The organism is Kribbella sp. NBC_00482 (assembly GCF_036013725.1).
GTDB lineage: Bacteria > Actinomycetota > Actinomycetes > Propionibacteriales > Kribbellaceae > Kribbella.
In genome coordinates this window covers 360,971-386,056 of the sequence record NZ_CP107881.1, presented here as the reverse complement: position 1 = coordinate 386,056, position 25,086 = coordinate 360,971, and the positions used below count along the sequence as shown (strand labels likewise).

Sequence of the window (25,086 nt, the reverse complement as noted above, 5' to 3'; positions counted from 1 at the left end):
GAAGGTGTGTTTGAGTGAACGGCGAGGTACTGGCAGGTCGGTACCGGTTGCTGACCCTGCTGGGCAGGGGCGGTGCAGGTGAGGTGTGGCAGGCGGAGGACACGGTCCTCGCCCGTCAGGTCGCGGTGAAACTGCTGCGCAGCCTCGAAGGCGACCCGATGGATGCGGTCCAGAGGTTTCGCGCCGAGGCTCAATCAGCCGCTCGATTGACACATCCGAACGTCGTCGCGACGTACGACGTCGGCACCGAGGGCGATCACGTGTTCCTGGTGATGGAACTCGTGCAGGGCCCTGATCTGGCCAAACTGATGCGTACGTCGGGACTCCCGGCGGCCGCGCTGGTCGAGGACATCGCCTTGCAGGGCGCCCGCGCGCTGGACGCGGCGCACGCGGCCGGGATCGTGCACCGCGACGTGAAGCCGGGCAACCTGCTGATGGCTCCCGACGGCACCCTCAAGATGACCGACTTCGGCATCGCCAAGCAGACAGGTAGCGAGACGACCGGCCTGGGCGTCCTGCTCGGTACGGCGTCGTACGTGGCGCCGGAACAGGTCCGTGGCGAGCCCGCCACCGCGGCCAGCGACTGGTACTCGTTCGGCTGCGTCCTCCACGAGCTCCTGGCCGGTACGCCGCCGTTCACCGGCCCGACCGTCGACGTGGTCATGCGGCAGCATCTCGACGTACCGCCTCCGCCTGTCACGCGTGCCGACGTACCGCCTGAGCTGGCGAACCTCGTAGCGCACCTGCTGGCCAAGGACCCGGCGGATCGCCCGTCGTCGGAGCATGACGTGGCCGCACTGCTCGCACCGGCCAACCAGACCCAGGTGCTGGCCTTCACACCACCTGCGGCCGCCGATGTGCTCGGTGTGGGCAAGTGGGAGGAAGACTCCGACGAGCCGACGCCGGCGACACATCGGGCGGCCCGCAGGGGCTTCCCGCTGGCCAAGGCAGGTGCGGCTGCTGCGGTGGCGGTGGCGGCTGTGGTGGGAGCTCTCCTGCTGCGGGCAGGCGTGTCGAACGATCCGCCCGCACAGGCCGGCGGCACGCCGTCCGCTCCGGTGCAGAAGGCCACAGCGGCCCCCAAGACCACACAGAAGCCCAAGCCGACCCCTACTCCCACCAAGACCAAGACGACCCCGACGAAGAAGCCGACGCAGAAGCAGACGCAGAACCCGCAGGCGGTCCTGGTGCAGCGGCTGCGCTCGCTGGCGGCACAGGTGCGCGCGACGCAGGAGGGCAGCCGTAGCAAGGCGCCGCGGGAGGCTGCGAACGACCTGGACCAGGCTGCCCAGGCAATCGACCACGGTGACACCGAGTCCGCCGCAGAGCACTTCTACGACGCGCGGCAGCGGCTCTTCGAGGCGCAGCTACGCCACCGCTGGCAGCCGACCCAGCAGATCGCCGCGCTCTTCGGCGTCATCAGCCAGTCACTCCCGCGTCAGGAGCACAACGACAACGAGTGAGGCACGCGACCTTCGTCAGGTGGCCGGTGTCACAGCGGGTGTCACCCTCGTGCCGGGATGCTGATAACCGCGATACTCGCGGGTAAGCGACCCGATCGAAGGAGCCGAGCGATGAGCAGGTTGCAGCAGACCGACGGGCTGACCGACATCCAGGAAGAGATCCTGAAGACGGTCCGGGCCTTCGTCGAAGCCGAGATCCTCCCGGTCGCGACCGAGCTCGAGCACCGCGACGAGTACCCGACCGAGATCGTCGAGGGCCTCAAGGAACTCGGCCTGTTCGGCCTGATGATCCCCGAGGAGTACGGCGGCCTCGGCGAATCGCTGCTCACCTACGCGCTGTGCGTCGAGGAGATCGCCCGTGGCTGGATGAGCGTGTCCGGGATCATCAACACGCACTTCATCGTCGCGTACATGCTGCTCCAGCACGGGACCGACGAGCAGAAGCAGAAGTACCTGCCGCGGATGGCGACCGGTGACGTCCGCGGCGCGTTCTCGATGTCCGAGCCGGGATGCGGGTCCGACGTCGCCGCGATCAAGACGAAGGCGACAAAAGACGGCGACGGTTATGTCGTCAACGGTCAGAAGATGTGGCTGACCAACGGCGGTACGTCGAACCTGGTCGCCGTACTCGTGAAGACCGACGAGGGGCAGGACTCGGTCTACAAGAACATGACCACGTTCCTGGTCGAGAAGGAACCCGGTTTCGGTGAGGTCGACAAGGGCCTCACGATCCCCGGCAAGATCGAGAAGATGGGCTACAAGGGCGTCGACACCACGGAGCTGGTGTTCGACGGGTACCGGATCGACGCGGGCCAGATCCTCGGCGGCGTACCGGGTAAGGGCTTCTACCAGATGATGGACGGCGTCGAGGTCGGACGCGTGAACGTCGCCGCGCGCGGGTGCGGGGTGGCACGGCGGGCGTTCGAGCTCGGGATCTCGTACGCGCAGCAGCGCGAGACCTTCGGCAAGAAGATCGCCGAGCACCAGGCCGTGCTGTTCCGGCTCGCCGACATGGCGGTCAAGGTGGAGGCCGCGCACGAGCTGATGGTGAAGGCGGCCCGCAAGAAGGACAGCGGCTCCCGCAACGACTTCGAGGCCGGCGTCGCGAAGTACCTGGCCAGCGAGTACTGCTCACAGGTCGTCGAGGACTCGTTCCGCATCCACGGCGGCTACGGCTTCTCCAAGGAGTACGAGATCGAGCGCCTCTACCGCGAGGCCCCGATGCTCCTGATCGGCGAGGGAACGGCCGACATCCAGCGCATGATCATCGGCCGCCGCCTACTCGAGGACTACAAACTCTAAGAGGGTGCCTGAGCGCCCTGCGCCTACTGCGGGGCACTCGGCACGGCACCTCGCCGCACGGGTGCAAAGGCCACGATGCTCCGCATCGAGACCTTCGCCCCCGCGCGCCGAGCTACCGCACCGAGCACCTCCTCGCTACGGCGCAGAGCGCTCAGACACCCTCTGACCGTGCGCTGGGTCGACAGGCGGGGCGGTGCCGGTCGGCCCAGCGCGCGGCGGGGCAGGGTCTAGGCCGTACTGCGGGTCGGGACTTGTCGCGTGTTGCCGGAGCCGTGGCCGGAGAGCAGCCAGATGCCCAGTTGGGTGATCTCGTGGCGCACCGAGGCGCCGGCCCGGCGGGTGGTGATCAGGCCGGCCTCCCGCAGTACCGTCGCCTGGTGGCTCGCGGCGGCCGGGGAGATCCGGCAGCGTTTCGCCAGCTCCGTCGTCGTACAGCCGCTGACGGTCGCCTCCAGTGCGGCGGCCCGGGTCGACCCGAGCAGGGAACCCAGCGGATCACTCGACGGCGGGTGCTCCATCGGCGTCTGCCGCAGGATCCCGGGCGCATGCTGGATCGGGTACACCAGGATCGGTTTGAGATCCGGATCCCGCAGCTTGGTCGGTACCTGCCAGCAGAACGCCGAAGGCTGCAACTCGATTCCCCTGCCATCGAGATACAGATCTCGGTCGTTCATGTCCAGCACCTGCAGGACCGGTGCGACCCACCGGACCCGCGGGTGCAGCGACGACAGCAATCGGTCCACACCGTGCCGGGCCAGCGCCTCCCCTCGATGGGCGTGGTCGGCGGACACGTGCGTCCCGATCGATTTCCAGTACGGCGCGATCGCCGCGTCGTGATACATCCGGATGGCTCGTCCGAGCTTCTGCATCGACGTACGGCCACCTTGGGCCAGCTCCCGTGTCCAGGGGGAGGCCGGCCGGTACTGCGCGAGCAGGTCGAGCTGGCTGCGGATCTGCTGCCGCGGCGTCGCCAGCGCCTGCTCCAGTGCGGTCTCGAAGTCCGGTGCGGGCTCCGCCGGGGTGAGGAAGTCGGGGGAGTAGCCCTTCGACGGGGTCAGCTCGAGCAGCAGCCGCATCTGGTCCGGTGCGACCGTGGCCCGCACGTGGCGCCGCCAGTCCTCGAAGATCAGCCGGCCTTCCGAGTGCTGCAGCATGTGCAGGCTCAGCAGCACCTCCCAGAGCGGCGCCGGCGTGGTGGCGACCGTGACCCGGGTCAGGTCGCGCGGCGTGAAATGAATGCGGAGCACCGCGATCCCCTCCCGTCCCTGGTCGTCCCCCGGTCACATCAGTCGCGGAAAGTAATCAATTCCTGACCGAATGCGATTCCGGAATTCAATCAAGGCAGCCGATCCCGGGACAACCGTTTGAACATTCCAATCCGGGAGTAGTCCTGGCCATGGCAAAAGGTTGCCAACTCGCCCCGACTCAGAGCCAGTGGTTCCGCTTGAACAAGCGGTAAAGGACGGTGCACGCGGTGACCATCACTCCGAGTACGACGAAGTACGCGTACTTCATCCGCAGTTCCGGCATGTAATCGAAATTCATGCCGTAGATCCCGGCGATCATGGTCGGCACCGCGAGGATGGCCACCCAGGCCGAGATCCGCCGCATGTCCTCGTTCTCGGCCACCTGGACCTGGGCCAGCCCGGCCTGCAGGATCGAGCTGAGCAGCTCGTCGAACGAGATCACCTGCTCCTTCACCCGCTGCAAGTGGTCGTCGACGTCGCGGAAGTAGTTCTTCGTCTCGTCCGCGATCAGGGGATGCCGCAGCGTGGCAAGCGCGCGCATAGGGCCGGTCAGCGGCGCCACGGCCCGTTTGAGCTCCAGCACCTCACGCTTCAGCTGGTAGACCCGGTCGATGTTCCGCCAGCCACGCGGCGAGAACATGGACGTCTCGATCAGGTCGATATCGGCCTGTACGGCGTCCGAGACCTCCAGGTACCGGTCCACGACGTGGTCCGCGATCGCGTGCAGTACGGCGCCCGGACCGGTGGCGAGCCGTTGCGGCTCCTGCTCCAGCTCCTGCCGCAGCCCGGTCAGCTCACTGTGCTCACCGTGCCGGACCGTGACGACGAAGCCGGGTCCGCAGAACACCATGACCTCACCGGTCGCGACCACCTCGCTGGTGGCGGTCAGGTCGTCGTGCGGGACATACGTGACGGTTTTGAACACTGCGAACAGCGTCTCGCCGTACCGCTCCAGCTTGGGGCGCTGGTGTGCCTCGTACGCGTCCTCCAGCGCCAGCGGGTGCAGACCGAACTCAGCACCGATGATGGCGAGCTGGTGGTCGGTCGGCTGGAACAGGCCGATCCACACGAACCCCTGCCCGCGCTGCGCCCGGACCAGCGCCTCGGTGTAGGAGTTCACGCGGGGATCGCGGACGCCGTCGCGGTACAGCCCCCAGTCGACCAGGGCGCCTTCGAGCTTGCCGGTGACCACGTCGTCCGACGGGCGTCCGGCACCGCTGCCGCGCCGGGCGAAGACTCGTCCTACACGGCGTGTCGCGCCCATGTCCCATCGTCGCCCGGTCATCACCGGCGAGGCTATCAAGACGCGGTAACCAGCCGTCGGCAATGATGGGGGTGGAAGCACGTGGAGAGGAACGACGATGACCACCCAGGGCATGCCCTCGATGGACCCCCGGCCGACCGGCCTGACGATCGGGACGTACGACACGTACCGGGAGGCACAGCGAGCTGTCGACTATCTCTCGGACGAGAAGTTCCCGGTCGAGCACACGACCATCGTCGGCAACAACCTGCGCCAGGTCGAGAAGATCACCGGCCGGCTCACCTGGGGCCGGGCGCTGACCGCGGGTCTGGCCAGTGGCGCCTGGTTCGGGCTGTTCGTCGGCCTGCTGCTGGGACTCTTCACCACCAACAACTGGATCGCGGCGGTGCTGACCGGCGTCGTCCTGGGCGCCTTCTTCGGCCTGGTGTTCGGCGGCCTCGGCTACGCGCAGTCGGCCGGCCGGCGGGATTTCACGTCGCGGACCGCCGTGGTGGCCACGACGTACGACGTGCTCTGCGACTTCAAGTTCGCTGAAGAGGCCCGCAACCACCTCGCCAAGCTCGCCCTGAAGGGTGAGGTGCACCCGCTGCTCCCGGACCACCAGGCCCAGCAGACCACGCAGCGGCCTATCGACTGAGGTGACTTAAATCTCCTGCCGGTGAGAGCCACACCACGGCCCGGATGCGCCCGGACCCGGCAGCATGGGGAATCCAGGAGCCGAGGAGGAACCGAGATGCAGTTCGGGCGCAGCTACGAGGAGTTCGAGGTCGGTGCGGTCTACAAGCACTGGCCGGGTAAGACGGTCACGGAGTACGACGACCACCTGTTCTGCCTGCTCACCATGAACCACCATCCGCTGCACCTGGACACGCACTACGCGGAGGGGTCGACCCAGTTCGGGAAGAACGTTGTGGTCGGCAACTACATCTACTCGATCCTGCTCGGGATGTCGGTCCCGGACGTGAGCGGCAAGGCGATCGCCAACCTGGAGATCGAGTCGCTGCGGCACGTCGCCCCGACCTTCCACGGCGACACCGTGTACGGCGAGACGCTCGTCCTGGACAAGTGGGAGTCCAAGTCCAAGGACGACCGCGGCGTCGTGTACGTCGAGACCAAGGGCTACAAGCAGGACGGCACCGTCGTCTGCCTGTTCCGCCGCAAGGTCATGGTCCCGAAGAACAACTACCTGGAGAGCCGGGGCGGAGAACAACCTGGCCGCCCCACCCCGGCTTCCTGATCAGCTGAGGAACAGCTCGATCACCGGAACCTGGACGTTCGGCTTCTGGATCGGGAGCTTCAGCGTGAGTACGTCGGCCGACACCCCACCCATCGTGGTGTTCTGAGCCGTCCGGTGCGGGTCGTTCTCGATGCGCTTGATCTCGGACGCGTCGTTCAGGAGCTGGGCGTACTTCACCTTCCCGCCGAGGCCGGCCAGATGCACGTGGCCCATCGGCCAGGAGAACAGGTGCAGATACAGCCGGTTGCCCTTCTGTGTGAAGCGGGCGTCCACCGGCGCCGTGTACTCCGAAGGACGTGCCCCGCGGATCGACCGCTCGTGCAGCCGCATCCACTCACCGATGGACGCCAGCGTCGCCAGCGCCCGCGGGTCGAACTCACCACGACCCGTCGGCCCCACGTTCAGCAGCAGGTTGCCGTCCTTGGAGACCGAGTCGATCAGCATCTTCACCAGCAGCTCGGGTGACTTCCAGTCCAGGTTGTCCCGGTCGTAGCCCCAGCTGCCGTTCAGCGTCTGACACGCCTCCCACAGCACCGGTACGCCGTCGCGCTGCATCGGACCGTCCGGCTGGTACTGCTCCGGCGTCACGAAGTCGCCCGGGATGTCCAGCCGGTCGTTGATCAGGATGTCCGGCTGCAGCTCCCGGACCATCGCCATCAGCTCGACCGAGCGCCAGTCGTCGCGGCCCTTGCCGTGGCCGTCCCGCCCGTCCGGGTACTTCCGGCCAGGGTAGGAGAAGTCGAACCACATGATGTCGATCGGCCCGTAGTTGGTCAGCAGCTCACGGGTCTGCGCGTGCAGGTAGTCGGCGTACACCTGGATGTCGCGCCCGGCCGCCTTCGCGATCGCCTCCTCGTCGTCGCGCTGCGGGTGCACGAGGTCGATCGGGAACTCCGGGTGGTGCCAGTCGATCAGCGAGTGGTAGAACCCGACCCCGAGGCCCTCGGCCCGGCACGCCTCGACGAACGGCCCGACCAGGTCCTTGCCCCAGGCGGTCTTCGTCACGGTGTAGTCGGACACCTCGGAGTCCCACAGGCAGAAGCCCTCGTGGTGCTTGGTCGTGAGTACGGCGTACTTCATGCCGGCCTCGCGGGCGGCGCGGGCCCACTTGGCCGGGTCGTACAGGTCCGGCTCGAAGTGGTCGAAGTACGGCTGGTAGTCCTCGTCGGTCAGCTGTTCACGGTTCTTCACCCACTCGTGCCGGGCCGGCAGCGCGTACAGACCCCAGTGGACGAACAGGCCGAACCGCCAGTCACGGAACTTCTCCACAGAATGCGCGGGAGGCGCGTCGGTCATCTCAATTCTCCTTATGGTTTAACGGCCGCCAAGACCCGTGACGAGCAGGCCGCGGACGAGGTGTTTCTGCAGCAGGACGACAAGCAGCACGGTGGGAAGCATGGCCATGATCGACGCAGCCATCATCAGGTTCCATTGGGTGCCCTGCTGGCCGACGAACTGCGCCAGGCCGAGCGGCACGGTGCCTTTGTCCTCGACGCTGTTGATGATGATCAACGGCCACAGGAAGCTGCCCCAGAAACTGATGAAGGTGAAGACGGTGAGTACGGCGATCGCCGGCCGCGCGAGCGGCAACATGATCCGCAGGAACGTGCCGAACGGACCGCACCCGTCCACCCGGGCCGCCTCCTCCAGCTCGGCCGGGATGGTCAGGAAGAACTGCCGGAGCAGGAACGTGCCGAACGCGGTGAACGCCCACGGCAGGATCAGAGCCCAGTAGCTGTCCACCCAGCCGAGCGCCTGCATCAGCCAGTACATCGGCACGATCAGCACTTCCTGCGGCACCATCAACGTCCCCAGGAACAGGACGAACAGTTGCTCCCGGCCCCTGAACTTCAGCCGGGCGAAGGCGTACGCCGACATGCTCGAGGCGGCGACCACCACCAGGGTGCCCGCCACCGCCACCAACAGACTGTTCAGGAAGTAGCGATCGAACGGGGCGAACGTGAACGCGTCCGCGTAGTTCTTCCAGCGGATCTCGGAGCCGAACAGGTGCGGTGTCGAGGTGAACACCTCGTCGGCGGGTTTCAGCGACGTCGAAACGGCGTACACCAGGGGGCCGAGGAAGACGATCGCGACGATGACCAGGAGCGTGTGCGAGACGCCGCTGCGGACCTTGCGGGCGGCGCTGTTGGTCTCAGACGTCATAGTTCACCCACCGCTTCTGCCCGAAGAACTGGATCGCGGTGATGCCCATGATGATCACGAACAGCACCCATCCGGCCGCCGACGCCAGCCCCATCGTGAGGAACTGCCAGCCCTGGTTGTAGACGTACATGACGATGGTCTGGGTGGCCACGCCCGGTCCGCCCTGGGTCAGGATGAACGGCTGCGCGAACACCTGGAACGAGGTGATCAGCGTCATCGTGGTGGCGAAGAACATCGACGGGGTGATCATCGGCCAGGTGATGTAGCGGAACCGCTGCAGCGGCCCGGCGCCGTCGATCTGCGCGGACTCCAGTTGCGACTGCGGAACCTGGTCGATCGCGGCCGAGAAGACCAGGAAGTTGTACCCGAAGCCCTGCCAGATCGACATCGCGACGATCGCCGGCATCGCCCAGTTCGACGAGCCCAGGAAGTTCGGCGCGTCGATGCCGAACCAGCTCTGCAGGCCGCCGTCGATCAGCCCACCGGGCTGGAACAGCAGCCGCCAGACCATCACGTTGGCCACCATCGGCGTCATCACCGGGATGAAGAACAGCACCCGGAACATCTGCCGGCCCCTGATCTGCGGGCCCAGCCAGACCGCGAGCCCGAGCGAGACGACCACGTTCAGCGGGACGTACAGCACCACGAACAGAACCGTGTTCAGCACCACCCGGCGGAACACCGGGTCGTGCAGCAGGTGCGAGTAGTTGCCGAAGCCGAGGAAGGAGCGCTCGCCGAACACCGGCCAGTCGAACAGGCTGATGCCCAGCGCCATCGCGGTCGGGAACAACGTGAACAGCGCCAGCCCGCCGAGGCTCGGAGCCAGGAAGACCGACGCGTACCGGCCGTCCCGGCGCAACGCGGGCCGGCGCCCCGCCCGGTCGCCGCGCGAAGGCGGCGTACCGGTCGGAGCGACGGTTGTGTTGACGGCACCCATTACGAACCAGCGCCAGCCTGGTCCTGGATGGTCTTCAGGGCCTGTTCCGGCGGGATCTCGCCGTTCAGCGCCTGCGTACCGAACCGGTTGAGCAGGTCGGCGACCTGGACCCAGTTCTTCGAAGTGACCAGCGGCACCGAGTTCTCGGAGGCGTAGTCGATGGTCTCCTTCGCGCCGTCGATGTTCGCGGCGGTGAACCAGGCCGGGTGCGCGACGGTGCGAGCCGGGTACGCGCGGCCTGCCTGGGCCAGCGTGGTCAGCGGCTTCTCACTCGTCATCGACATGATCGCCTGGAAGGCGGCGTCCGGCGTCTTGCAGGACCGGGAGATGCCGAAGCCCGAGCCCGCGGTGTAGGTCTTCGAGCCGTCCGGACCGGCCGGGATCGGCGCGATGCCGAGGTTGAACTTGACCTTGCCCTTGGTGTCGATCAGCGACCACGGCCCGTTCAGCTGCATCGCGGCCTTGCCGCCGGTGAACTGCTGGGTCTCGAAGTCCGGGTTGCCACCCGGCACCTGCGGGGCGATCTTGTCGGTCTTGACGAAGTCGGCGTACTGCGAGAAGCCCTGCTCGAACTTCGAGTCGGTGAAGTTGAGCTTGCCGTCGGCCAGCGGCTCGGCGCCGGTCATGGTCCGCACCCAGGACATGGTGCCCAGGTCGCCGGGGGTCGTCACCAGGCCGGTCTTCCCAGCGGCGGTCAGCTTCTTCGCGGCAGCCTTGAACTCGTCCATCGTCCAGCCCGGCTTCGGATCGGGTACGCCGGCGGTCTTGAACAGGTCCTTGTTGTAGAAGATCACCATCGGGCCGGAGTCGTACGGGATCGCGATCTGCTTCCCGTCCGACTTCAGGCCGTCCATGATCGGCTTGTCGAAGTCCTCGGCCTTCATGCCGTACTTCTTCATCAGGTCGTCCAACGGCAGCATCGCGCCGGCGTACGACGCCATCCGCAAACTCTGCATGCCGATGATGCAGGGTGCCTTGCCGCCGGCCAGCGTCGTTCCGATCTTCGACCAGTAGCTGTCCCAGGGGGCGCCCTGGAGCTTGACGGTGATCCCGGCGTGATCGGTGTGGGCCTGGTCAGCGACCTTCTGCCAGGCGGCCTGGTCCTCGGCACCGGCGATCCAGAACGACCAGACCAGATCGGCCTTGTCCGCTGAGCCGGAGCTATCGCTACTACCACCGTCGCCGCCGCCACACGCGGCAACCGCGGTCAGGGCCAGCACCGCACACGTGGCGGTGAGCCAGCGGCGTGCCCGAGCTGGTGTTCCTCTCATCCTGACCTCCAAGGAGAACTGTGAGTCATCCGATCAATATGTCGGGATCTTGAGGAGAGTCAACAGCTCGTGGGCTTATTTCAGGAGAAAAAGGAACTTCCTACGCTCTAGCGCAAGGCCTAGACCTCCGATGTATGGTCCGAAGACATCGGAGGTTTGGTGCCGAAGGGAGGGCTTGGATGGCGGTCACGGATGTGGCGATCGACCGGATCAAGCAGATGATCGTGGCCGGCGAGCTGCAGCCCGGCGACCGGCTGCCGCGGGAGGCCGACCTGGCCGCGCGGCTCGGGCTGTCCCGCAACTCGCTACGCGAGGCGGTCAAGGCGCTGGCACTGATCCGGGTGCTCGAGGTCCGGCAGGGCGACGGCACCTACGTGACCAGCCTCGATCCGGCGCTGCTGATGGAGACCATGGGCTTCGTCCTGGACCTGCACCAGGACGCCTCGGTCCTGGAGTTCTTCGAGGTACGGCGGATTCTCGAGCCGGCCGCCGCGGCCCGGGCCGCGCGGCGGATGCCGGACGCCGAGATCACCGCGATGCGCGCGCTGCTGGACGACCTCGGCGACGATCCGTCCGCCGACGACCAGCTCGCCTGCGACGTCGAGTTCCACCGGCTGCTCGCGATCGGCAGCGGGAACCGGACGCTGGCCTCGATCATCGAGAGCCTGCGGCAGCCGACCTACCGGGCCCGGATCTGGCGCGGCCTCACCCAGACCGGCGCGGTGAACCGTTCGGTCGCGGAGCACCGCTCGATCCTGGAGGCGATCGCCGCCCGCGAGCCCGAGGTCGCCCAGGCCTGGGCGACCGTGCACATCGCGGGCGTCGAACGCTGGCTCAACGAGGCGGTCAATCTCGAGGTGGACGGAGCTCCAGCAGCACGGCGGCCGGCATCGGCAGCGTCACCTCGACGGCTGAACCGTTCCACTCGAGTGGGGTACTGACCAGGCGGCTGCGTTCGGCCACCTCGGCCAGCTCTTCGTCGGTCGGCCAGTCGCCGAGACCGGCCGCCGCAGCGGCGAGATCGGCGACGCCGACGGCCAAGGTCGTTGCCGTGGCCTGCCAGGACGGGGCCACGCCGGGCAGCTGGACCTGGACCGTCCTGGTCAGTTCTGGTGCCCCCGACGACTTGGTCTGATCGAGGGTCAGATTCCACAGCAGTACGGCGACGCGGTCGCGGTCCCGGGATGCCCAGGCCTCCACCAGGCTCCCGCCGCCGTCACCGTCGTACGTCACCGGCAGCTCGACCGGTCCGAGCCGGCTGAGCAGGGTCATTGCGTGGTAGCGCGGTTTCGCCAACCCGCCAACGGTTCGCAGCCCGAAGCCCCCGTGCAGGAGGCGCGGCGGCCGGCCGAGTTCCTCGAAGTGGTCGGAGGCGACCCAGTACGAGAGCGCGTCGATCCGTCCTGCCGCGGATCGCATGCCGCGGAGCAGGAACACCCCGGAGAACACCGAGTCGTTGATCGGGTTGAAGTGCCTCGGCGTGACGCCCCACTCGGTCCAGAGGATGCGCGCATCGCCGTACCCGTGCCGCTCCAGCGACGCCCGTACGTCGAGCGGCGGCGACCCGTACGTGTGCGTGGACACGAAGTCGACCGGCGTACCGAACCGTTTGGCATGGACCAGCAGGTCGTCCACCCAGCCGGCTGCGGCGGAGGACGGGCCGCCGACGGCGAGGCGTGGGTCGACGGATTTCACGGCGGCAGCGGACACGTCGTACAGCTGGAGCCACTCGGCCTTGGTGCCGGACCAGAAGACCTCGAGGTTGGCCTCGTTCCAGACCTCGAAGTCCCACGTCAGCACCTCGTCGAGGCTGTACCGGTCCACCAGGTGCTGCACGAGCGCACGGACCAGATCATGCCAGCGCTGGTACGACGCCGGCGGCGAGATGATCGCGCCGTACTCGAAGACCGTCTTCGTCGGGTCGCTCGCCAGTTCCCGCGGCATGAACCCGAGCTCGACCACCGGCCGCAGCCCGATCGCGAGCAGCTTGTCGTAGATCGCGTCCACCACGGAGAAGTCGTACGAATCACCGTCGATGACGTGGGTGTCGTCGTGGAAGATCGCGTGCGCGCGGACCGTGCGTACGCCGATCTCGTCATGCATCCGGCGCAACGCGTCCTCGAGCTCACTGCCGATCTCGTGCCCGCCGGTCAGGTCCTCGCAGAGCAGCTGGCTCAGGCGCTCGCTGCCGACCATCGGCTCCCACGGCCGCTGCAGCTCGGTGCCCTCGGCAACCGCATCGACCGTCACGGAGACTGTTGGAGAAATGCCGCCGGCGACCAGCGGTACGGCGCCGACGGTCTGACTCGGACGTCCGTGGGCCGTCACCTCGGGCACGCTCGCGACGGCGTAGCGGTACGGCGTACCCGGGGTGCACGTGGTGTCCACGTACGGCGGCGACGGGACCGACAGCACGTCGCCGCTGTGATGATCGACCGGTTCCATCGGACCGCGCTCGCCGGTTCCCCTGAAGATCAGGTAGCCGACTGCGCCGTCCACCGGCGACCAGTCGATCGTCACCTGGCCGACGCCGCCGACCGCCGTGACCTGCTTCGGCGGATCGAGCTCGGGAAAGGCGAACGCGCGGTCCTCGTCGCTGCGGACCGCGATCCGCCCAAAGAAATCCAACCGAGTCCAGTCGGTCTTGGCGTCGTACTGCATCTGGCTGTCTCCCGTTATTCGAGGCCGGATTCGAACTGTTCCATCCCGATCAGGGGACGGATCCGGCTTTCCACCGTCCGGCTCGCGAAGCTGCGCCGGATCAGGTTCTGGCCGAACACGTTGCCGATGGCACCCATCACCATCGCCTGGTCGAGCGACAGGTACCGGCGGGCGATCAGCCCGGACTTCACCGCGACCGAGTCGAAGAACCCGCCGCCGCCGTACGCGTGCAGGGTCTTCTCGATCTTGCTCAGGTTGTCGATCGCCTGCCGCGGCGCGTACGCCATCGCCAGGAACGCCGCGTGCGGGGTGACGACGCCGTCGCCGTACGTCGGGTTCGGGTTGACGCCTTCACGGCACCCCTCGAAGCCGGCGTCGTAATTGGTCGCCTCCAGGTCCGACGGGTAGCCGCCCGGATCCATCCCGATCGCGTCGACGCCGTACACGGAGTACCCGCCCTTGGGGTTCGACGCGGGGGAGAAGCCCCAGTAGCCGTACTTCGCGTCGTCGAGGCCGTGCTCGATGTGCGCGCGGACCGTCAGCGGGTGGTTGATGCCCCAGCTGCGCGGCGCCCAGGCCGACTCGGGGACGAACAGGTCGGGCATCAGCGACTCGAACATGTCACCGCCCCAGGACGGGACGAGTCGCATGCCGCGGTATTCGTACGTGCCCTCGAACACGTCGAGGCCGAGGTACGTCCGGTGCACGCCCTTCGGCTTCTGCTCCACCCACGACCAGTCGCAGCTGTCCGGGAAGGTGCGGTACGTCGCGAAGTACTGCGTGTGCGGGACCTGGTTGAGCGCGAACCCGACGTACCCGGCGATCCGGGCCTCGGTGTTGCAGGTGTCGTAGTGGAACTTGCGGTAGTACACGTCCGGGCCGACGCCGGCGTGGTTGCCCTTGTCGGTCTCCTCGTCCGGCGGCGGGGTCTCGAAGAAGCCGCCGCGCATCAGACCGCCCGGGCGGGCCGCGGGGTTGTAGTAGAACGCGAAGTTCATCTTGTTCAGCAGGGAGTCAGCGAGGGCACGGGCGCGAGGCTCGGCGTTGCGGACGACCATCAACGCGCAGGCGAACCAGCCGTTGTCGACGCTCGACACGAACGGCGTGATCGGCTTGGTCCCGTCCGGGTCGGTGGTCAGCACCTCGCCGGTCGCCTCGTCGTACCAGTTGAAGTACATGCCGCTGGGCTCGTGATGTACGACGTTCTTCATCGTCGTCAGCGTCTGCGTGATGCGGCGCAGCGACTCCTGCGGCGAGATGATGCCGAGGTGCTTGGCGACGACCGTGCTCCACAGGTAGCCGCCGATGTTGGTGGGGGAGGTGTACTTGCTGCGGACCGGGTTGGTCACCGATTCGCCGATGTTGTCGGCGGGCAGACCGGTGTGCTCGTCGGTCATCGCCACGAGACTGCGCCAGGTGTCACGAGCCCACCGGCCTACCGTGGCTTTGTCCTCGCGGCTCGGTTTCCAGCCGCCCTTCAAGAGGTCCGCCGGTGAAGGCGTTCCTCCGAAGGCGGGGGTTGCGGTTCCGATCAGGGTTGCCGCCGTGCTGGCGGCCAGTACTGTGCGGCGACTGATGATGGCGGTCATCTGAGGTCTCCTCTTTGAGTCCGGACCTGTACTACTTCAGTCCGGTGATGGCTATGCCCTTGGTGACGTGGCGCTGGAAGGCCAGGAACATCACCAGCACCGGGAGGACGACCACGACCGCGCCGGCCATCAACAGGCCGTAGTTCTGCGCGTTCTGTCCGGTCGAGTACAGCGCCAGGGCGACGGGAAGCGTGTACTTGTCCTCGGTCTGGGCGATCACCAGCGGCCAGAGGAAGTTGTTCCAGGATCCGAGGAAGGTGAGGATGCCGAGCGTGGCCAGCGCGGGCCGGGTCAGCGGCAGCATGATCCGGGCGAAGATGCCCAGCTCGGTGGTGCCGTCGACGCGGCCGGCGTCGATCAGGTCGTCGGGCAGCCCCAGGAAGAACTGCCGCATCAGGAACACGCCGAACGGCGAGACCAGGAACGGCAGGATCAGGCCGGGGTACGAGTTCGCGAGCCCGGCGTTGGTGACGAGGATGAACAGCGGGACGAACGTGACCATGCCGGGGACCATCAGCGTGGCCAGCACCAGCACGAACAACGCGTTGCGGCCCTTGAACCGGAGCTTCGCCAGCGCGTAGCCGATCATCGAGCAGAAGATCAGGTTGCCGGCCGTGACGGCCAGTGCGACCAGGGTCGAGTTGAGGAAGTAGCGCGGGAAGTTCGCCTTGTTGAACAGGTCGTCGTAGTTCTGCGACGTCGGCTCGTTCGGCCACCACGTCGGCGGGACCCGGAGCAGTTCGCCCTGGGTCTTGAAGCTGCCGAGCACCATCCACAGGAACGGAGCCGCGACGGCGACCAGGCCGAGCACTCCGATCAGGTAGATCCACCAGGTACGGCGCATCACTTCTCCCTCAGCAGCCGGAACTGGATGAACGTGACGACCGCGATGACGACGAACAGGAGGTACGCCATCGACGTCGCGAGCCCGTAGTTGCCGAAGCCGAACTGGTTGTAGGTGTACATCGACACCGACAGCGTGCTGTCCAGCGGACCGCCCTTCGTCATCACGAACGGTTCCTCGAAGAACTGCAGGTACCCGATGCCCATGGTCACGCAGTTGAACAGGATCGTCAGCCGCAGCAACGGCAGGATCAGGTACCGGAATCGTTGCCAGGGGCCCGCACCGTCGATCTGGCCGGCCTCCTCGACGGACTGCGGGATGCCCTGCAGCCCGGCCAGGAAGATGATCATCGCGGAGCCGAAGTTCCGCCAGACCGCCATCGCGATCAGCGACGGCATCGCCCAGGTCTTCGACGCCAGCCAGTTCGGGCCGTCGATGCCGAACCAGCCGAGCGCAGTGTTCAGCAGACCGTTGTCCGGGGACAGCACGAACCGCCAGATCACCGCGATCGCGACGATCGACGTCACCACGGGCAGGTAGTAGGCGACCTTGAACAGCGCCTGGAACCGCTTGATCCCACGATCCAGCAACACCGCCGCGCCCAGCGCCACGACCAGCGTCAACGGCACCCCGACAATCACGAAGTACGCCGTGTTGAAGGCCGCCTTGCGGAACGTCTCGTCCGACAACGCCTTCACGTAGTTGTCGAACCCGACCCCGTTCACCGAGAGCGGCGTCCGCAGGTCCCGCTGCTTGATGTCGGTGAACGACATCCCGAACGACCCGAGCACCGGTCCCGCAGTAAACGCCAGAAAGAGAACGACGAACGGAAGGGCAAGGATCCACGCCGCCGCAGTCTGCCGATCAAGCCGACCCACCCGACCCCGCGGCCGCGGGGGCACGGGCGCCGACCCGGCCCCCGCCCGCCCGGCACCCTCCGCCCCGCTCCTTCTTTCCGCGGGTCCGCCGGGCCGCAGGCCCGGCGGACCCGCGCTCTGCTTGGAACTCATCAGCTACCGCCGGTGCCGATCTGGCTGGCTTTGGTTTGAATGGCTTTGGCGGTGTCGGCGGGGGACTGGCCGGCCTTGGCCATCTTCTCGACCTCGGTGTCGAACGCCTTCGCGACCTGCTCCCAGTTCACGATCGCCGGCGGCGCCTTGGCGTCCTCGAGCTGCTTGCCGAACACCGGCAGCAGCGGGTCGGACGCGATGCTCGGGTCCTGCCACGCGCTCTTCACCGCAGGCAGGTCGGACGACATCTTGAACCACGACGCCTGCGTCTTCGCGTCGGACAGGAACTTGACCAGCTTCCAGGCGCTGTCCTTGTTCTTCGACGCCTTGAACACCACGAAGTCCGAGCCGCCGACGAACGATGTCGCCGACTTGTTCTTCGGGATCTGGAACACGCCGATGTTCGGCTTGATCGCGTCGCCGCCGGCCTTCGCCACGGAGCCAGCCATCCACGGACCGGAGATGAACATCGGCACCTGACCGTTCACGAACTGCGCCTCGGTCTGGTTCGGCGGCAGGTCGGTGCCGGCCAGCTTCTCGGTGAAGAAGCTCTGGTAGTACTTCAGCCCTTCCTGCATCTCCGGGGTGTCGAAGGTGAACTCCTTCTGGTCGTCCCCGGTGATATTCGCGCCGGCCGACCACGCGAACGGCATCACGGTCTGCCAGGAGCCGTCGCCGCCCGGCTGCAGGTTGATCCCGTACTTCGCGCCGGCCTTCTCCTTCATCGCCTTGGCCATCGCCTTCAGCCCGTCCCAGTCCGTCGGGGGAGTGCTGAAACCGGCCTTCGCGGCGAGATCCTTGCGGTAGAACACCAGCCGCGTCTCGACGTACCAGGGAACGCCGTACTGCGTTCCGCCGACCTTCGTGGTGTCGAGCGCGCCCTCGTAGAAGCCGGAGTTGTCGAAACCCTGTGGCGTCGGGTCGAGCGCGCCGAGGTCGGCGAACTCGCCCATCCACGTGGTGCCGACCATGGCCGCGTCGGGCAGCGTGTTCGCGGTGATCGCGGTGGTGAACTTGTTGTGCGCGGCGTCCCACGGGATCGGAGTGACCGTCACGTTGACGCCCGGGTTGGCCTGCTTGAACTGCTCCATCAGCTTGGGCAGGTTCTCCCCCTCGGTGCCCATCGCCCAGACGGTCAGGTTGCCGGTCGCCGGCCCCTCGCTGACGGTGGTGGTCGGTTGCGACCCGCCGCTCGGCGTGTCCGCGGACCGTCCACACCCGGCCAACGCGAGCGCCGTCGCGGTCAGTGCAGCGCTGCCGATCACCAGCCGGCGGCGGATGCTGTGGGTGAACATGTGTTGTCTCCTCACCTATTACTGCGGAGTTCCTGCTTGCATCCCCCGGTTGGTGCCGCAGCTGTCCCGAAGCACCAGTTCTGTTGCCAGTACGTCGTTGCGCGCCCGAGTACGGACTCCTGTCACCCGCTCGTGCAGCCGTTCCGCGGCCACCCGCCCCAACTCGGCCATCGGCTGCCGCACAGTCGTCAACCCCGGCGACACGTATCGAGCCGCCATCACGTCATCCCATCCGGTCACGACAATCTCCCCCGGCACACCGATCCCCTTTGTTGCGAACGTGGTCAGCGTCGCCAACGCAAGCTCGTCGTTAGCACAGACCAACCCATCCGGCCGCTTCTTCTGTGAACTGGTGGTTGCCTGGAGCATCTTCTCGGCGACCGTCCGTCCAGCCTCCTCCGTCAGCGGGACGCGGACCGGCTTGGGCACCTGCATCCCGCGGAGTTCGTGCGCCTTCGCAAACCCGGCGTACCGCTCGGAGACGTCGTACGAGCTGGCCGGGTCACCGACGAACAGAAGACTTTCGCGACCGTGCTCGAGCAGTCTGGTGGTGAGGTGCTCAGCACTCGCGGCGCTCTCGCTCCGGACCGAGTCGCACCCGGTGACAGGCGGGTGCGCGATCAGTACCACCGGTACGCCGGCCTTCCGCAGCCCCTGCACCGTCGGCAGGTCGAGAGCGTTGCCGTGGACAACGATCCCGTCGACCCGCCCGGCCAGGTCCATCACGGTACGCCGCGGATCCGGGTTGCCGTGCGTGACGGTGATGACGACGCTCTGACCGTGTTCGCCGGCCCAACGCTCGTACCCCATCAGCAGGTCGCCGTAGAACGGACCGGCGAGATCCGGCAGCACCAGCCCGTGCGCCTCGTGCCGCTGTACGGCGAGACTCCGCGCGGCCCGCAGCGGTACGTAGTTCAGCTCCTGCGCCGCCTGGTCCACCCGCGCCCGCGCCTTCGCCGACACCGGCCCGGTCCCTTGCAGGACGCGCGAAACCGTCGCGATCGACAGCTTCGCGCGGGCCGCGACATCGTAGATCGTCGCCGGCCGGCCGGTGGGTCCGGAAGGCACTGGGGTTCGCTCCTCGGGGCAAAGTGGAAGCGCTTACAGTTTCGTTACCTTGCCTTGGATCGATCGAACGGTCAAGGGTTCGGCGCCGACGGATCTACGGTCTGCGAGGATGCAGGCGTGACCACACAGGAGCGGAAGGACCGGGTCTTCCTGGTCCGGCACGGGGAAACCGAGTGGAGCAGGTCCGGCCGGCACACGTCCGTCACCGACCTCCCGCTGACGTCCGAGGGCGAACGCGTCGCGGCGAGTCTGCGGGAGCGGCTGGCGGGGGAGTCCTTCGACCTGGTGCTGACGTCACCGCGGCAGCGCGCCCGGCGTACGGCGGAACTCGCGGGCTTCCCCGACGCGGAGGTCGACGACGACCTGGTCGAGTGGAACTACGGCGACTACGAGGGCATCACCACCGCCGAGATCCGCGAGACCGTCCCCGGCTGGACAGTCTGGGACGACCCGGTACCCCACGGCGAAACACCCGCCGAGGTCGCCACCCGCCTCGACCGCGCCAACGCCCGCCTGGCCGCCGTACCCGGAGACGTCCTCGTCTTCGGCCACTCCCACGCCCTCCGCGGCCTCACCGCCCGCTGGCTGGAACTCGACGTCACCGAAGGCCGCCACTTCGTCCTCAACACCGCCACCATCTCCACCCTCGGCTGGGAACGAGGCTCCCCCGCGATCCTGCGCTGGAACAGCTGACCCGCTTTCCGGAACATTTATTGCACTAGCTGGCAGAAATGTTCCGGAAAGCTGTGATGGGACAGGTGAGTGAGCAAGGGGTGGCGTCGAGGAACGGGTTCGTACGACGAAGTACCTGGAGAACCTGTACCGCGGCATCGCAGGCGCGATTCGTGACGTCGAACCACCCGTAGCGGAGCGTCGCCTCGGTCCGTAGCGTGGCGCGATTGTCCCGGTCGAGGTCACGCCAACGCTGGTGTGGCACGAGATGGAGCCGCCCGTCGAGTTCCACGTTCAGACTGAACCCGTTGTAGTGCACGTCGGTGAACTCGCCGTCGACGGAGCGCTGCCGTTGCCCGCGGGGCAGTCCATGGCGACGCTCGACGTTCCGTGCGTAGCGGATCTCCAGCAAGGAATGCGATCCCGCGACGACATCGGCGACGATCGGCCGGAGACTGCGGCGGTGTCGCAGCCGCGGACGATCCGCCAGCGAGCTCAGGATGTCCTCCGCGCCGACGCGGCCGCTCTGACACGCCTCGGCGATCACCGCGGCCGCCTTGTCCAGCGACGTCGCGATGCCCACGATGTCGAGGACCGCCTCCGCGGGCGTACGTCGTGGTGGGGCGACCGCGGCGAGGCGGGCGGCCCAGTGCTCGTCGCGATGAATGACGAGACCTGTGCGCGGTAGGACCTTGCGATGCTCCGGGATGGTCACGAAGACGCGGCGCTCCGGATCCGGCTTGATCAGCCCGAGTTGCTCCGCGGCGGTGTAATGACTCCACGCCGCCTCGGGACCGGCGTACAACAGGGCCGCCAGCAACCGCTCGCCGTACCCGATCGGGCCTGTGTGCGTGACGTATACGCCGGGATGAACCGCTCGCCAGCGCCTGTTGCGCAGTGGTCTCCTGATCCGCGGCTCGGACCAGCCGGCTGCGAGCAGTTGGGCCCGCGACACGATGTCGCCCTGGTCGTGGATGACCGCATCGATCCCTTTCTCGCGCAACGGCTGCGCCCACCACCAATCCACGCGGCTCAGGATGACGGATTTTGCTCGCGCTCGGCGTGCCGCCTGTGGACAACTAGGGCGACTGCCGCTTTCCGGAACTTATTTTGCGCTGGGTGACGAATTCTTTCCGGAAAGGCGGGCGATCAGGAGCTCGACCCGAGCGCCACCTTGGCGTGGACGGAGGCGGCGGGCATGGGCGAGGGTGGCTTGGCCGTGGAGGGCGCTCCAGAGGACCTCGGTGAGGGTCTCGGGGTCGTCGCCGTCGGCGAAGGGTTCGATGGCGGCCTGGAACTCGGCGAAGGCGGTCTTCAGTAGTAGCGGGCTATCAGCGCTAGCGAATTCCAGGTCGGTCGGGCGGACGAAGATCGCCTCGTACACGGCCGGGTGGTTCGACGCGTACTCGAGGTAGGCCTCGGCCAGGGCGCTGAGTCCGGCCGCGGAGTCCGGTGTGCTCGTGCGGGCGTCGCGCAGTACGGCGATCAGCTCCTCGATGCCCTGGATGGCGACGGCGTCGGCGATCGCGTTCATGTTCTCGAAGTGGCCGTAGAGGACCGGCTGGCTGTAGTCGATGGCCTCGGCCAGGCGGCGGGTCGTGACCGCCCCCCAGCCGATGGACTCGGCGAGCTCGCGGGCGGTGCGCAGGATCAGCTCGTGACGCTCCGCGCGGGCCCGTTCACGGCGTGACTGAGTCGGCATGTCCCGAATCCTAGCACTGCTAGACAATCTAGCAACGATAGGGTTAGCATTGCTAGGAAATCTAGCGCTGCTAGGTTATGTCCATGCTGTTGAAGAGCCCTTCGATGTTGAGGAGTACTGCGATGCGCCGCTTTACCACCGTCCTGACTGTCCTGCTCGGTGTTTTCCCGCTGACGTTCGGCACCCAGTTCCTGTTCAACGGGCTGTTCGACGGGCATGGCGCCGCCGCGAACTTCGGGATCGACCCGTGGCCGACCGGCACCGCCGCCGGGTACTTCGCGGTGAAGGGCATCCGCGACATCGCCCTCGGGCTCGCCATCCTCGCCCTGTTCGCGCTCGGCCAGCGGCGCTCGACGGGCGTCGTCCTGGCGATCACCACGCTCGTCCCGATCACCGACATGATCACCGTCTTCACCCACGACGGCCCCGCGGCCACGGCACTCGGGGTTCACGGGCTCACAGCACTCGTCGTCCTCTTCGACGCGGTCCTCCTACTCCGCGAACGCCGTACCAGCGAGGCCGCCCAGACCGGTGAGGTCGTTCAGCCGGCCCACTCGTAGAGGTTGACGGTGCAGTACTCGCGGAAGCCGAGAGACTCGTAGACCGGCCGGCCGGCCGAGGAGGATTCCAGTACGGCGTACTCCGTGCTTGCTGCGCGCACTGCGCCGTACGTGATTGCTGCACCGATCCCGCGCCGACGCGCTTCCGGCACCGTCATCACGAAGTACAGCCCGGCGGCGCCTGCCCCGAGGTACACCGTCGCGGTCGCAACCGGAGCGCCGTCCAGCCATCCGATGTAGTGCTGCCACGGGTCGTCGTACCCGAGCTTCCGGTACACCGACGCGACCCACCGCGCCTCGCGCTCGCCCTCGCCGAACCCCTGCCCGAGCGTCGCCTCCCACACCGCCAGCGCCTCGTCGTCCTGCACCCGCGTCAACGACAACCCGGGTACGGCGCGGGGCGCGATCAGCTCCGAGATCCGAACCGCCATCCCCGGCTCGCTCCCGGCCGCGGCGAACCCTGCTGCGGTGAGCGCCGCGCCGTCGATCCGCATCGACGGCCCGACATGCCAGCTGCCTGGTACGCCGTATTTCTTCAACTCCGCCAGGGATTCAGCAACCACTTCTACGGAGGACGCCCGTACCACCGCGTTGTGATAGTCGATCGGCGAACCACCGATCGTCCACTCCGCACGGTCGTCGACCCGCTGCGATCCACCGCCCGCAGCACCCATCGCCATCAGCAACTCGGCAGCGTTCGCCTCGATCGCCCGCACCACGTCAGCGTCGTCCATCCGGTAAGTCTGGCTGAGGAGGGTGCGGCGCGTCTTGATCTTTTTGACGGAAGGTCTTGCACCTGTCAGCCAGGCAGTGCGTTCCACTGCTCCAACGTGGAAACGAGCAGCGTCGCGGTCGGGAGCGCCGTGATCTCGGAGCGGGTCACGAAGCGGGCGTCAGACGCGTCGTCACCCGCCGTGAGCGTGCCGCCCACGGCCGTCGCCGCGTAGTCGCGGATCACGTACAGCTGTCCGCGCGGACCCGGCCGTTCGACCTCGCCCACGAGTTCGCCGACCTCCACGGTCAGCCCGGTCTCCTCCGCGACCTCCCGCGCGACCGCGGTCGGATCGTCCTCACCGGACTCGACCCGGCCGCCAGGGATCGACCAGAGTCCCCGGCCGGGATCGTGCGCTCTCCGTACGACGAGCAACCGGTGCTGCTCGTCGTACACCAGGGCACCTACGCAGTCGACGCGCTCCATGCACCCCGAGGATAGGGCTTCTGTGCACAAGTGCCAGGCCAAAGAGGTGAACGCGGATAGCATCAGCCGTGACAGCCCATTGGAAAGGACACAGCCAGCTCGTGCGCATCGACCTGCACACCCACTCGAACCGTTCGGACGGCACCGACACGGTGGACGTCCTGATGAGGCACGCGCAGCAGGCCGGGCTCGATGTGATCGCGCTCACCGACCACGACACCGCCGACGGCTGGGTGGACGGGTGGCGGGCCGCCGAGGAGCTCGGGATCGGGTTCATTCCGGGGCTGGAGATCTCCTGCAAGCTCAACGGGATCAGCGTTCACCTGCTGGGCTACCTCCCGGACCCGACGTACGCGCCGCTCGCCAAGGACCTGCAGGTGGTTCGCGAGGGCCGCACCGACCGGATCCCGACGATCGTGGCCCGGCTCAACAGCATCGGCGTACCGCTCACCGTCGACGAGGTGCTGGCCCAGGCGACGGGTACGCCGTCAGTCGGCCGGCCGCACGTCGCGGACGCACTGGTCGCGAACGGGACGGTCGCCAACCGCAGCGAGGCGTTCGACCGGTTCCTCGCTGACGGCCGCGCCGGCCACGTGCCGCACTACGCCCTCGAACCGGGTCATGCGATCGACCTGGTCCGTGAGGCAGGCGGCGTGCCCGTGATCGCGCACCCGTGGGGACGGTCGAGCTACAAGGTGATGACCGAGGAGAACCTGGCCGGCCTCGTCGCGGACCACGGCCTGGCCGGTATCGAGGTCGACCACCAGGACCACTCGCCGGAGTCGCGGGAGGCGCTGCGGGCCATCGCCCGGAACCTCGGCATCATCTACACCGGTTCCAGTGACCATCACGGCGTCGGCAAGATCGACCACGACCTGGGCGTGAACTCCACCGAGCCCGAGCAGCTCGAGCGCCTGCTGAACGTTGCCAAGACCAACGCCGCCGCCTCCGGCTCAGCTGTTCCCGAGGCCTACCTGCCGTGAACAGCGTCATCAACCTCGGCCTGTTCAGCTCGGTCTTCGTCACGCTGTTCGTGATCATGGACCCGCCGGGCACAGTGCCGCTGTTCATCTCACTGACCGCCGGCCAGTCCCGTGCGGTCCGGAAGAAGGCGGCGTGGCAGGCCGTGCTGGTCGCGTTCGGCGTGATCGTGGTGTTTGCGGCGTTCGGGCAACAGATCCTGCACCGCCTCGGTATCACGCTCCCGGCGCTGCAGTGCGCGGGCGGTCTGCTGCTCCTGCTGATCGCGCTGCAGCTGCTGACCGACACCGCCGAGGACCCGGTGCAGACCAAGAACGTCAACATCGCATTCGTTCCGCTCGGTACTCCGTTGCTCGCCGGTCCGGGTGCCATCGTCGCCACGATGGTGTTCGTGCAGCGTGCGGACGGCTCGTTGCCGGACGTGGTCGCGATCTCGGTCGGCATCATCGCGATCCATCTGGTGATGTGGCTGACGCTGCGGTTCTCCGGCATCATCATGCGGGTCCTCGGCGAGAACGGCGTACTGCTCGTCACCCGGATCGCCGGTCTGCTGCTGAGCGCCATCGCCGTACAGCTCGTGGCCGACGCGGTCACCGACTTCATCAAGGCGGGGTGACGTGCT

General features: G+C 67.4%; 25 protein-coding genes. 9 read left to right on the top strand and 16 right to left on the bottom strand.

Features of this window, described 5'->3' with window-relative positions:
- The first annotated feature begins 14 nt into the window (after positions 1 to 14).
- Together OHB24_RS01865 and OHB24_RS01860 are read left to right on the top strand one after the other, a co-directional pair.
- The gene (locus OHB24_RS01865) at positions 15 to 1,463 is read left to right on the top strand and encodes a serine/threonine-protein kinase (RefSeq protein WP_327637159.1); all 1,449 of its coding nucleotides are present in this window, start codon (positions 15 to 17) and stop codon (positions 1,461 to 1,463) included.
- 111 nt (positions 1,464 to 1,574) lie between these two features.
- On the top strand, positions 1,575 to 2,765 hold the full coding sequence (locus OHB24_RS01860) for an acyl-CoA dehydrogenase family protein (protein ID WP_327637158.1): 1,191 nt from the start codon (positions 1,575 to 1,577) through the stop codon (positions 2,763 to 2,765).
- Between the two features lie 227 nt (positions 2,766 to 2,992).
- On the opposite strand, the gene OHB24_RS01855 is transcribed toward OHB24_RS01860, so the two are convergent.
- Together OHB24_RS01855 and OHB24_RS01850 are read right to left on the bottom strand one after the other, a co-directional pair.
- The gene (locus OHB24_RS01855; RefSeq protein WP_327637157.1) at positions 2,993 to 4,012 is read right to left on the bottom strand and encodes an ArsR/SmtB family transcription factor; all 1,020 of its coding nucleotides are present in this window, start codon (positions 4,010 to 4,012) and stop codon (positions 2,993 to 2,995) included.
- Between the two features lie 178 nt (positions 4,013 to 4,190).
- Positions 4,191 to 5,297, bottom strand: a complete 1,107-nt coding sequence (locus OHB24_RS01850; RefSeq protein ID WP_327637156.1) for a magnesium and cobalt transport protein CorA — start codon at positions 5,295 to 5,297, stop codon at positions 4,191 to 4,193.
- 76 nt (positions 5,298 to 5,373) lie between these two features.
- On the opposite strand from OHB24_RS01850, the gene OHB24_RS01845 reads away from it, so the two are divergent.
- Together OHB24_RS01845 and OHB24_RS01840 are read left to right on the top strand one after the other, a co-directional pair.
- Positions 5,374 to 5,913 carry a general stress protein gene (locus OHB24_RS01845; protein WP_131285562.1) on the top strand — a complete coding sequence of 180 codons (540 nt, stop codon included), beginning with the start codon at positions 5,374 to 5,376 and terminating at the stop codon, positions 5,911 to 5,913.
- 96 nt (positions 5,914 to 6,009) lie between these two features.
- Complete coding sequence (locus OHB24_RS01840) at positions 6,010 to 6,513, top strand: MaoC family dehydratase (RefSeq protein ID WP_131334512.1); 504 nt, start codon at positions 6,010 to 6,012, stop codon at positions 6,511 to 6,513.
- On the opposite strand, the gene OHB24_RS01835 is transcribed toward OHB24_RS01840, so the two are convergent.
- From OHB24_RS01835 to OHB24_RS01820, 4 genes are read right to left on the bottom strand one after another with little or no spacing between them, the layout of a single operon-like run.
- Positions 6,514 to 7,809 (bottom strand): alpha-L-fucosidase, encoded by a 1,296-nt coding sequence (locus OHB24_RS01835; protein ID WP_327637155.1) that lies wholly within the window; start codon positions 7,807 to 7,809, stop codon positions 6,514 to 6,516.
- Positions 7,810 to 7,827: 18 nt separating this feature from the next.
- Positions 7,828 to 8,676 (bottom strand): carbohydrate ABC transporter permease, encoded by an 849-nt coding sequence (locus tag OHB24_RS01830; protein WP_327637154.1) that lies wholly within the window; start codon positions 8,674 to 8,676, stop codon positions 7,828 to 7,830.
- On the bottom strand, positions 8,666 to 9,613 hold the full coding sequence (locus tag OHB24_RS01825; RefSeq protein ID WP_327637153.1) for a carbohydrate ABC transporter permease: 948 nt from the start codon (positions 9,611 to 9,613) through the stop codon (positions 8,666 to 8,668). Before OHB24_RS01825 ends, OHB24_RS01830 begins: the two co-directional genes overlap by 11 nt.
- The gene (locus OHB24_RS01820; protein ID WP_327637152.1) at positions 9,613 to 10,884 is read right to left on the bottom strand and encodes an ABC transporter substrate-binding protein; all 1,272 of its coding nucleotides are present in this window, start codon (positions 10,882 to 10,884) and stop codon (positions 9,613 to 9,615) included. The genes OHB24_RS01825 and OHB24_RS01820 overlap by 1 nt, the downstream gene beginning before the upstream one ends.
- A gap of 179 nt (positions 10,885 to 11,063) precedes the next feature.
- On the opposite strand from OHB24_RS01820, the gene OHB24_RS01815 reads away from it, so the two are divergent.
- Positions 11,064 to 11,825 carry a FadR/GntR family transcriptional regulator gene (locus OHB24_RS01815; protein ID WP_327637151.1) on the top strand — a complete coding sequence of 254 codons (762 nt, stop codon included), beginning with the start codon at positions 11,064 to 11,066 and terminating at the stop codon, positions 11,823 to 11,825.
- Here OHB24_RS01815 and OHB24_RS01810 read toward each other — a convergent pair.
- The 6 genes from OHB24_RS01810 to OHB24_RS01785 all read right to left on the bottom strand — a co-directional run bounded on the left by OHB24_RS01810 (position 11,731) and on the right by OHB24_RS01785 (position 19,351).
- Positions 11,731 to 13,545 (bottom strand): GH39 family glycosyl hydrolase, encoded by a 1,815-nt coding sequence (locus OHB24_RS01810; protein WP_327637150.1) that lies wholly within the window; start codon positions 13,543 to 13,545, stop codon positions 11,731 to 11,733. The two genes, OHB24_RS01815 and OHB24_RS01810, sit on opposite strands and share 95 nt — an antisense overlap.
- 14 nt (positions 13,546 to 13,559) lie before the next feature.
- Entirely contained in the window at positions 13,560 to 15,134 is a 1,575-nt protein-coding gene (locus tag OHB24_RS01805; protein WP_327637149.1) for a glucoamylase family protein, read from the bottom strand.
- A gap of 31 nt (positions 15,135 to 15,165) precedes the next feature.
- A complete protein-coding gene (locus tag OHB24_RS01800) occupies positions 15,166 to 15,978 on the bottom strand; it encodes a carbohydrate ABC transporter permease (RefSeq protein WP_327637148.1) in 813 nt (270 codons plus the stop codon).
- A complete protein-coding gene (locus OHB24_RS01795) occupies positions 15,978 to 16,856 on the bottom strand; it encodes a carbohydrate ABC transporter permease (protein WP_327637147.1) in 879 nt (292 codons plus the stop codon). The genes OHB24_RS01800 and OHB24_RS01795 overlap by 1 nt, the downstream gene beginning before the upstream one ends.
- Before the next feature lie 131 nt (positions 16,857 to 16,987).
- Positions 16,988 to 18,283 (bottom strand): sugar ABC transporter substrate-binding protein, encoded by a 1,296-nt coding sequence (locus OHB24_RS01790; RefSeq protein WP_327637146.1) that lies wholly within the window; start codon positions 18,281 to 18,283, stop codon positions 16,988 to 16,990.
- An 18-nt stretch (positions 18,284 to 18,301) separates the two neighbouring features.
- Positions 18,302 to 19,351: a LacI family DNA-binding transcriptional regulator gene (locus OHB24_RS01785; RefSeq protein WP_327637145.1), complete on the bottom strand. Its 1,050-nt coding sequence runs from the start codon at positions 19,349 to 19,351 to the stop codon at positions 18,302 to 18,304.
- A 117-nt stretch (positions 19,352 to 19,468) separates the two neighbouring features.
- Between OHB24_RS01785 and OHB24_RS01780 the strand changes: the two genes are divergently transcribed.
- Entirely contained in the window at positions 19,469 to 20,044 is a 576-nt protein-coding gene (locus OHB24_RS01780) for a histidine phosphatase family protein (protein WP_327637144.1), read from the top strand.
- Positions 20,045 to 20,069: 25 nt separating this feature from the next.
- On the opposite strand, the gene OHB24_RS01775 is transcribed toward OHB24_RS01780, so the two are convergent.
- The gene (locus tag OHB24_RS01775; RefSeq protein WP_327637143.1) at positions 20,070 to 21,050 is read right to left on the bottom strand and encodes a hypothetical protein; all 981 of its coding nucleotides are present in this window, start codon (positions 21,048 to 21,050) and stop codon (positions 20,070 to 20,072) included.
- Between the two features lie 78 nt (positions 21,051 to 21,128).
- Complete coding sequence (locus OHB24_RS01770; protein WP_327637142.1) at positions 21,129 to 21,725, bottom strand: TetR/AcrR family transcriptional regulator; 597 nt, start codon at positions 21,723 to 21,725, stop codon at positions 21,129 to 21,131.
- A gap of 122 nt (positions 21,726 to 21,847) precedes the next feature.
- Here OHB24_RS01770 and OHB24_RS01765 point away from each other — a divergent pair, with 122 nt between their 5' ends.
- A complete protein-coding gene (locus tag OHB24_RS01765) occupies positions 21,848 to 22,285 on the top strand; it encodes a DUF4267 domain-containing protein (protein WP_327637141.1) in 438 nt (145 codons plus the stop codon).
- Here the strand turns inward: OHB24_RS01765 and OHB24_RS01760 are convergent.
- Both OHB24_RS01760 and OHB24_RS01755 read right to left on the bottom strand, forming a co-directional pair.
- A complete protein-coding gene (locus OHB24_RS01760) occupies positions 22,267 to 23,019 on the bottom strand; it encodes a GNAT family N-acetyltransferase (protein WP_327637140.1) in 753 nt (250 codons plus the stop codon). The genes OHB24_RS01765 and OHB24_RS01760 overlap by 19 nt on opposite strands.
- 65 nt (positions 23,020 to 23,084) lie before the next feature.
- Positions 23,085 to 23,483 carry an NUDIX hydrolase gene (locus OHB24_RS01755; RefSeq protein ID WP_327637139.1) on the bottom strand — a complete coding sequence of 133 codons (399 nt, stop codon included), beginning with the start codon at positions 23,481 to 23,483 and terminating at the stop codon, positions 23,085 to 23,087.
- 101 nt (positions 23,484 to 23,584) lie between these two features.
- On the opposite strand from OHB24_RS01755, the gene OHB24_RS01750 reads away from it, so the two are divergent.
- Complete coding sequence (locus tag OHB24_RS01750) at positions 23,585 to 24,466, top strand: PHP domain-containing protein (protein ID WP_327637138.1); 882 nt, start codon at positions 23,585 to 23,587, stop codon at positions 24,464 to 24,466.
- Complete coding sequence (locus OHB24_RS01745; protein WP_327637137.1) at positions 24,463 to 25,080, top strand: MarC family protein; 618 nt, start codon at positions 24,463 to 24,465, stop codon at positions 25,078 to 25,080. Before OHB24_RS01750 ends, OHB24_RS01745 begins: the two co-directional genes overlap by 4 nt.
- Positions 25,081 to 25,086 lie beyond the last annotated feature (6 nt).

Coding starts and splice junctions, on each gene's coding strand:
- OHB24_RS01860 (WP_327637158.1), top strand. CDS start 1,575: ATGAGCAGGTTGCAGCAGACCGACGGGCTGACCGACATCCAGGAAGAG.
- OHB24_RS01850 (WP_327637156.1), bottom strand. CDS start 5,297: ATGACCGGGCGACGATGGGACATGGGCGCGACACGCCGTGTAGGACGA.
- OHB24_RS01845 (WP_131285562.1), top strand. CDS start 5,374: ATGACCACCCAGGGCATGCCCTCGATGGACCCCCGGCCGACCGGCCTG.
- OHB24_RS01840 (WP_131334512.1), top strand. CDS start 6,010: ATGCAGTTCGGGCGCAGCTACGAGGAGTTCGAGGTCGGTGCGGTCTAC.
- OHB24_RS01835 (WP_327637155.1), bottom strand. CDS start 7,809: ATGACCGACGCGCCTCCCGCGCATTCTGTGGAGAAGTTCCGTGACTGG.
- OHB24_RS01830 (WP_327637154.1), bottom strand. CDS start 8,676: ATGACGTCTGAGACCAACAGCGCCGCCCGCAAGGTCCGCAGCGGCGTC.
- OHB24_RS01825 (WP_327637153.1), bottom strand. CDS start 9,613: ATGGGTGCCGTCAACACAACCGTCGCTCCGACCGGTACGCCGCCTTCG.
- OHB24_RS01820 (WP_327637152.1), bottom strand. CDS start 10,884: ATGAGAGGAACACCAGCTCGGGCACGCCGCTGGCTCACCGCCACGTGT.
- OHB24_RS01815 (WP_327637151.1), top strand. CDS start 11,064: ATGGCGGTCACGGATGTGGCGATCGACCGGATCAAGCAGATGATCGTG.
- OHB24_RS01810 (WP_327637150.1), bottom strand. CDS start 13,545: ATGCAGTACGACGCCAAGACCGACTGGACTCGGTTGGATTTCTTTGGG.
- OHB24_RS01805 (WP_327637149.1), bottom strand. CDS start 15,134: ATGACCGCCATCATCAGTCGCCGCACAGTACTGGCCGCCAGCACGGCG.
- OHB24_RS01800 (WP_327637148.1), bottom strand. CDS start 15,978: ATGCGCCGTACCTGGTGGATCTACCTGATCGGAGTGCTCGGCCTGGTC.
- OHB24_RS01790 (WP_327637146.1), bottom strand. CDS start 18,283: ATGTTCACCCACAGCATCCGCCGCCGGCTGGTGATCGGCAGCGCTGCA.
- OHB24_RS01770 (WP_327637142.1), bottom strand. CDS start 21,725: ATGCCGACTCAGTCACGCCGTGAACGGGCCCGCGCGGAGCGTCACGAG.
- OHB24_RS01765 (WP_327637141.1), top strand. CDS start 21,848: ATGCGCCGCTTTACCACCGTCCTGACTGTCCTGCTCGGTGTTTTCCCG.
- OHB24_RS01760 (WP_327637140.1), bottom strand. CDS start 23,019: ATGGACGACGCTGACGTGGTGCGGGCGATCGAGGCGAACGCTGCCGAG.
- OHB24_RS01755 (WP_327637139.1), bottom strand. CDS start 23,483: ATGGAGCGCGTCGACTGCGTAGGTGCCCTGGTGTACGACGAGCAGCAC.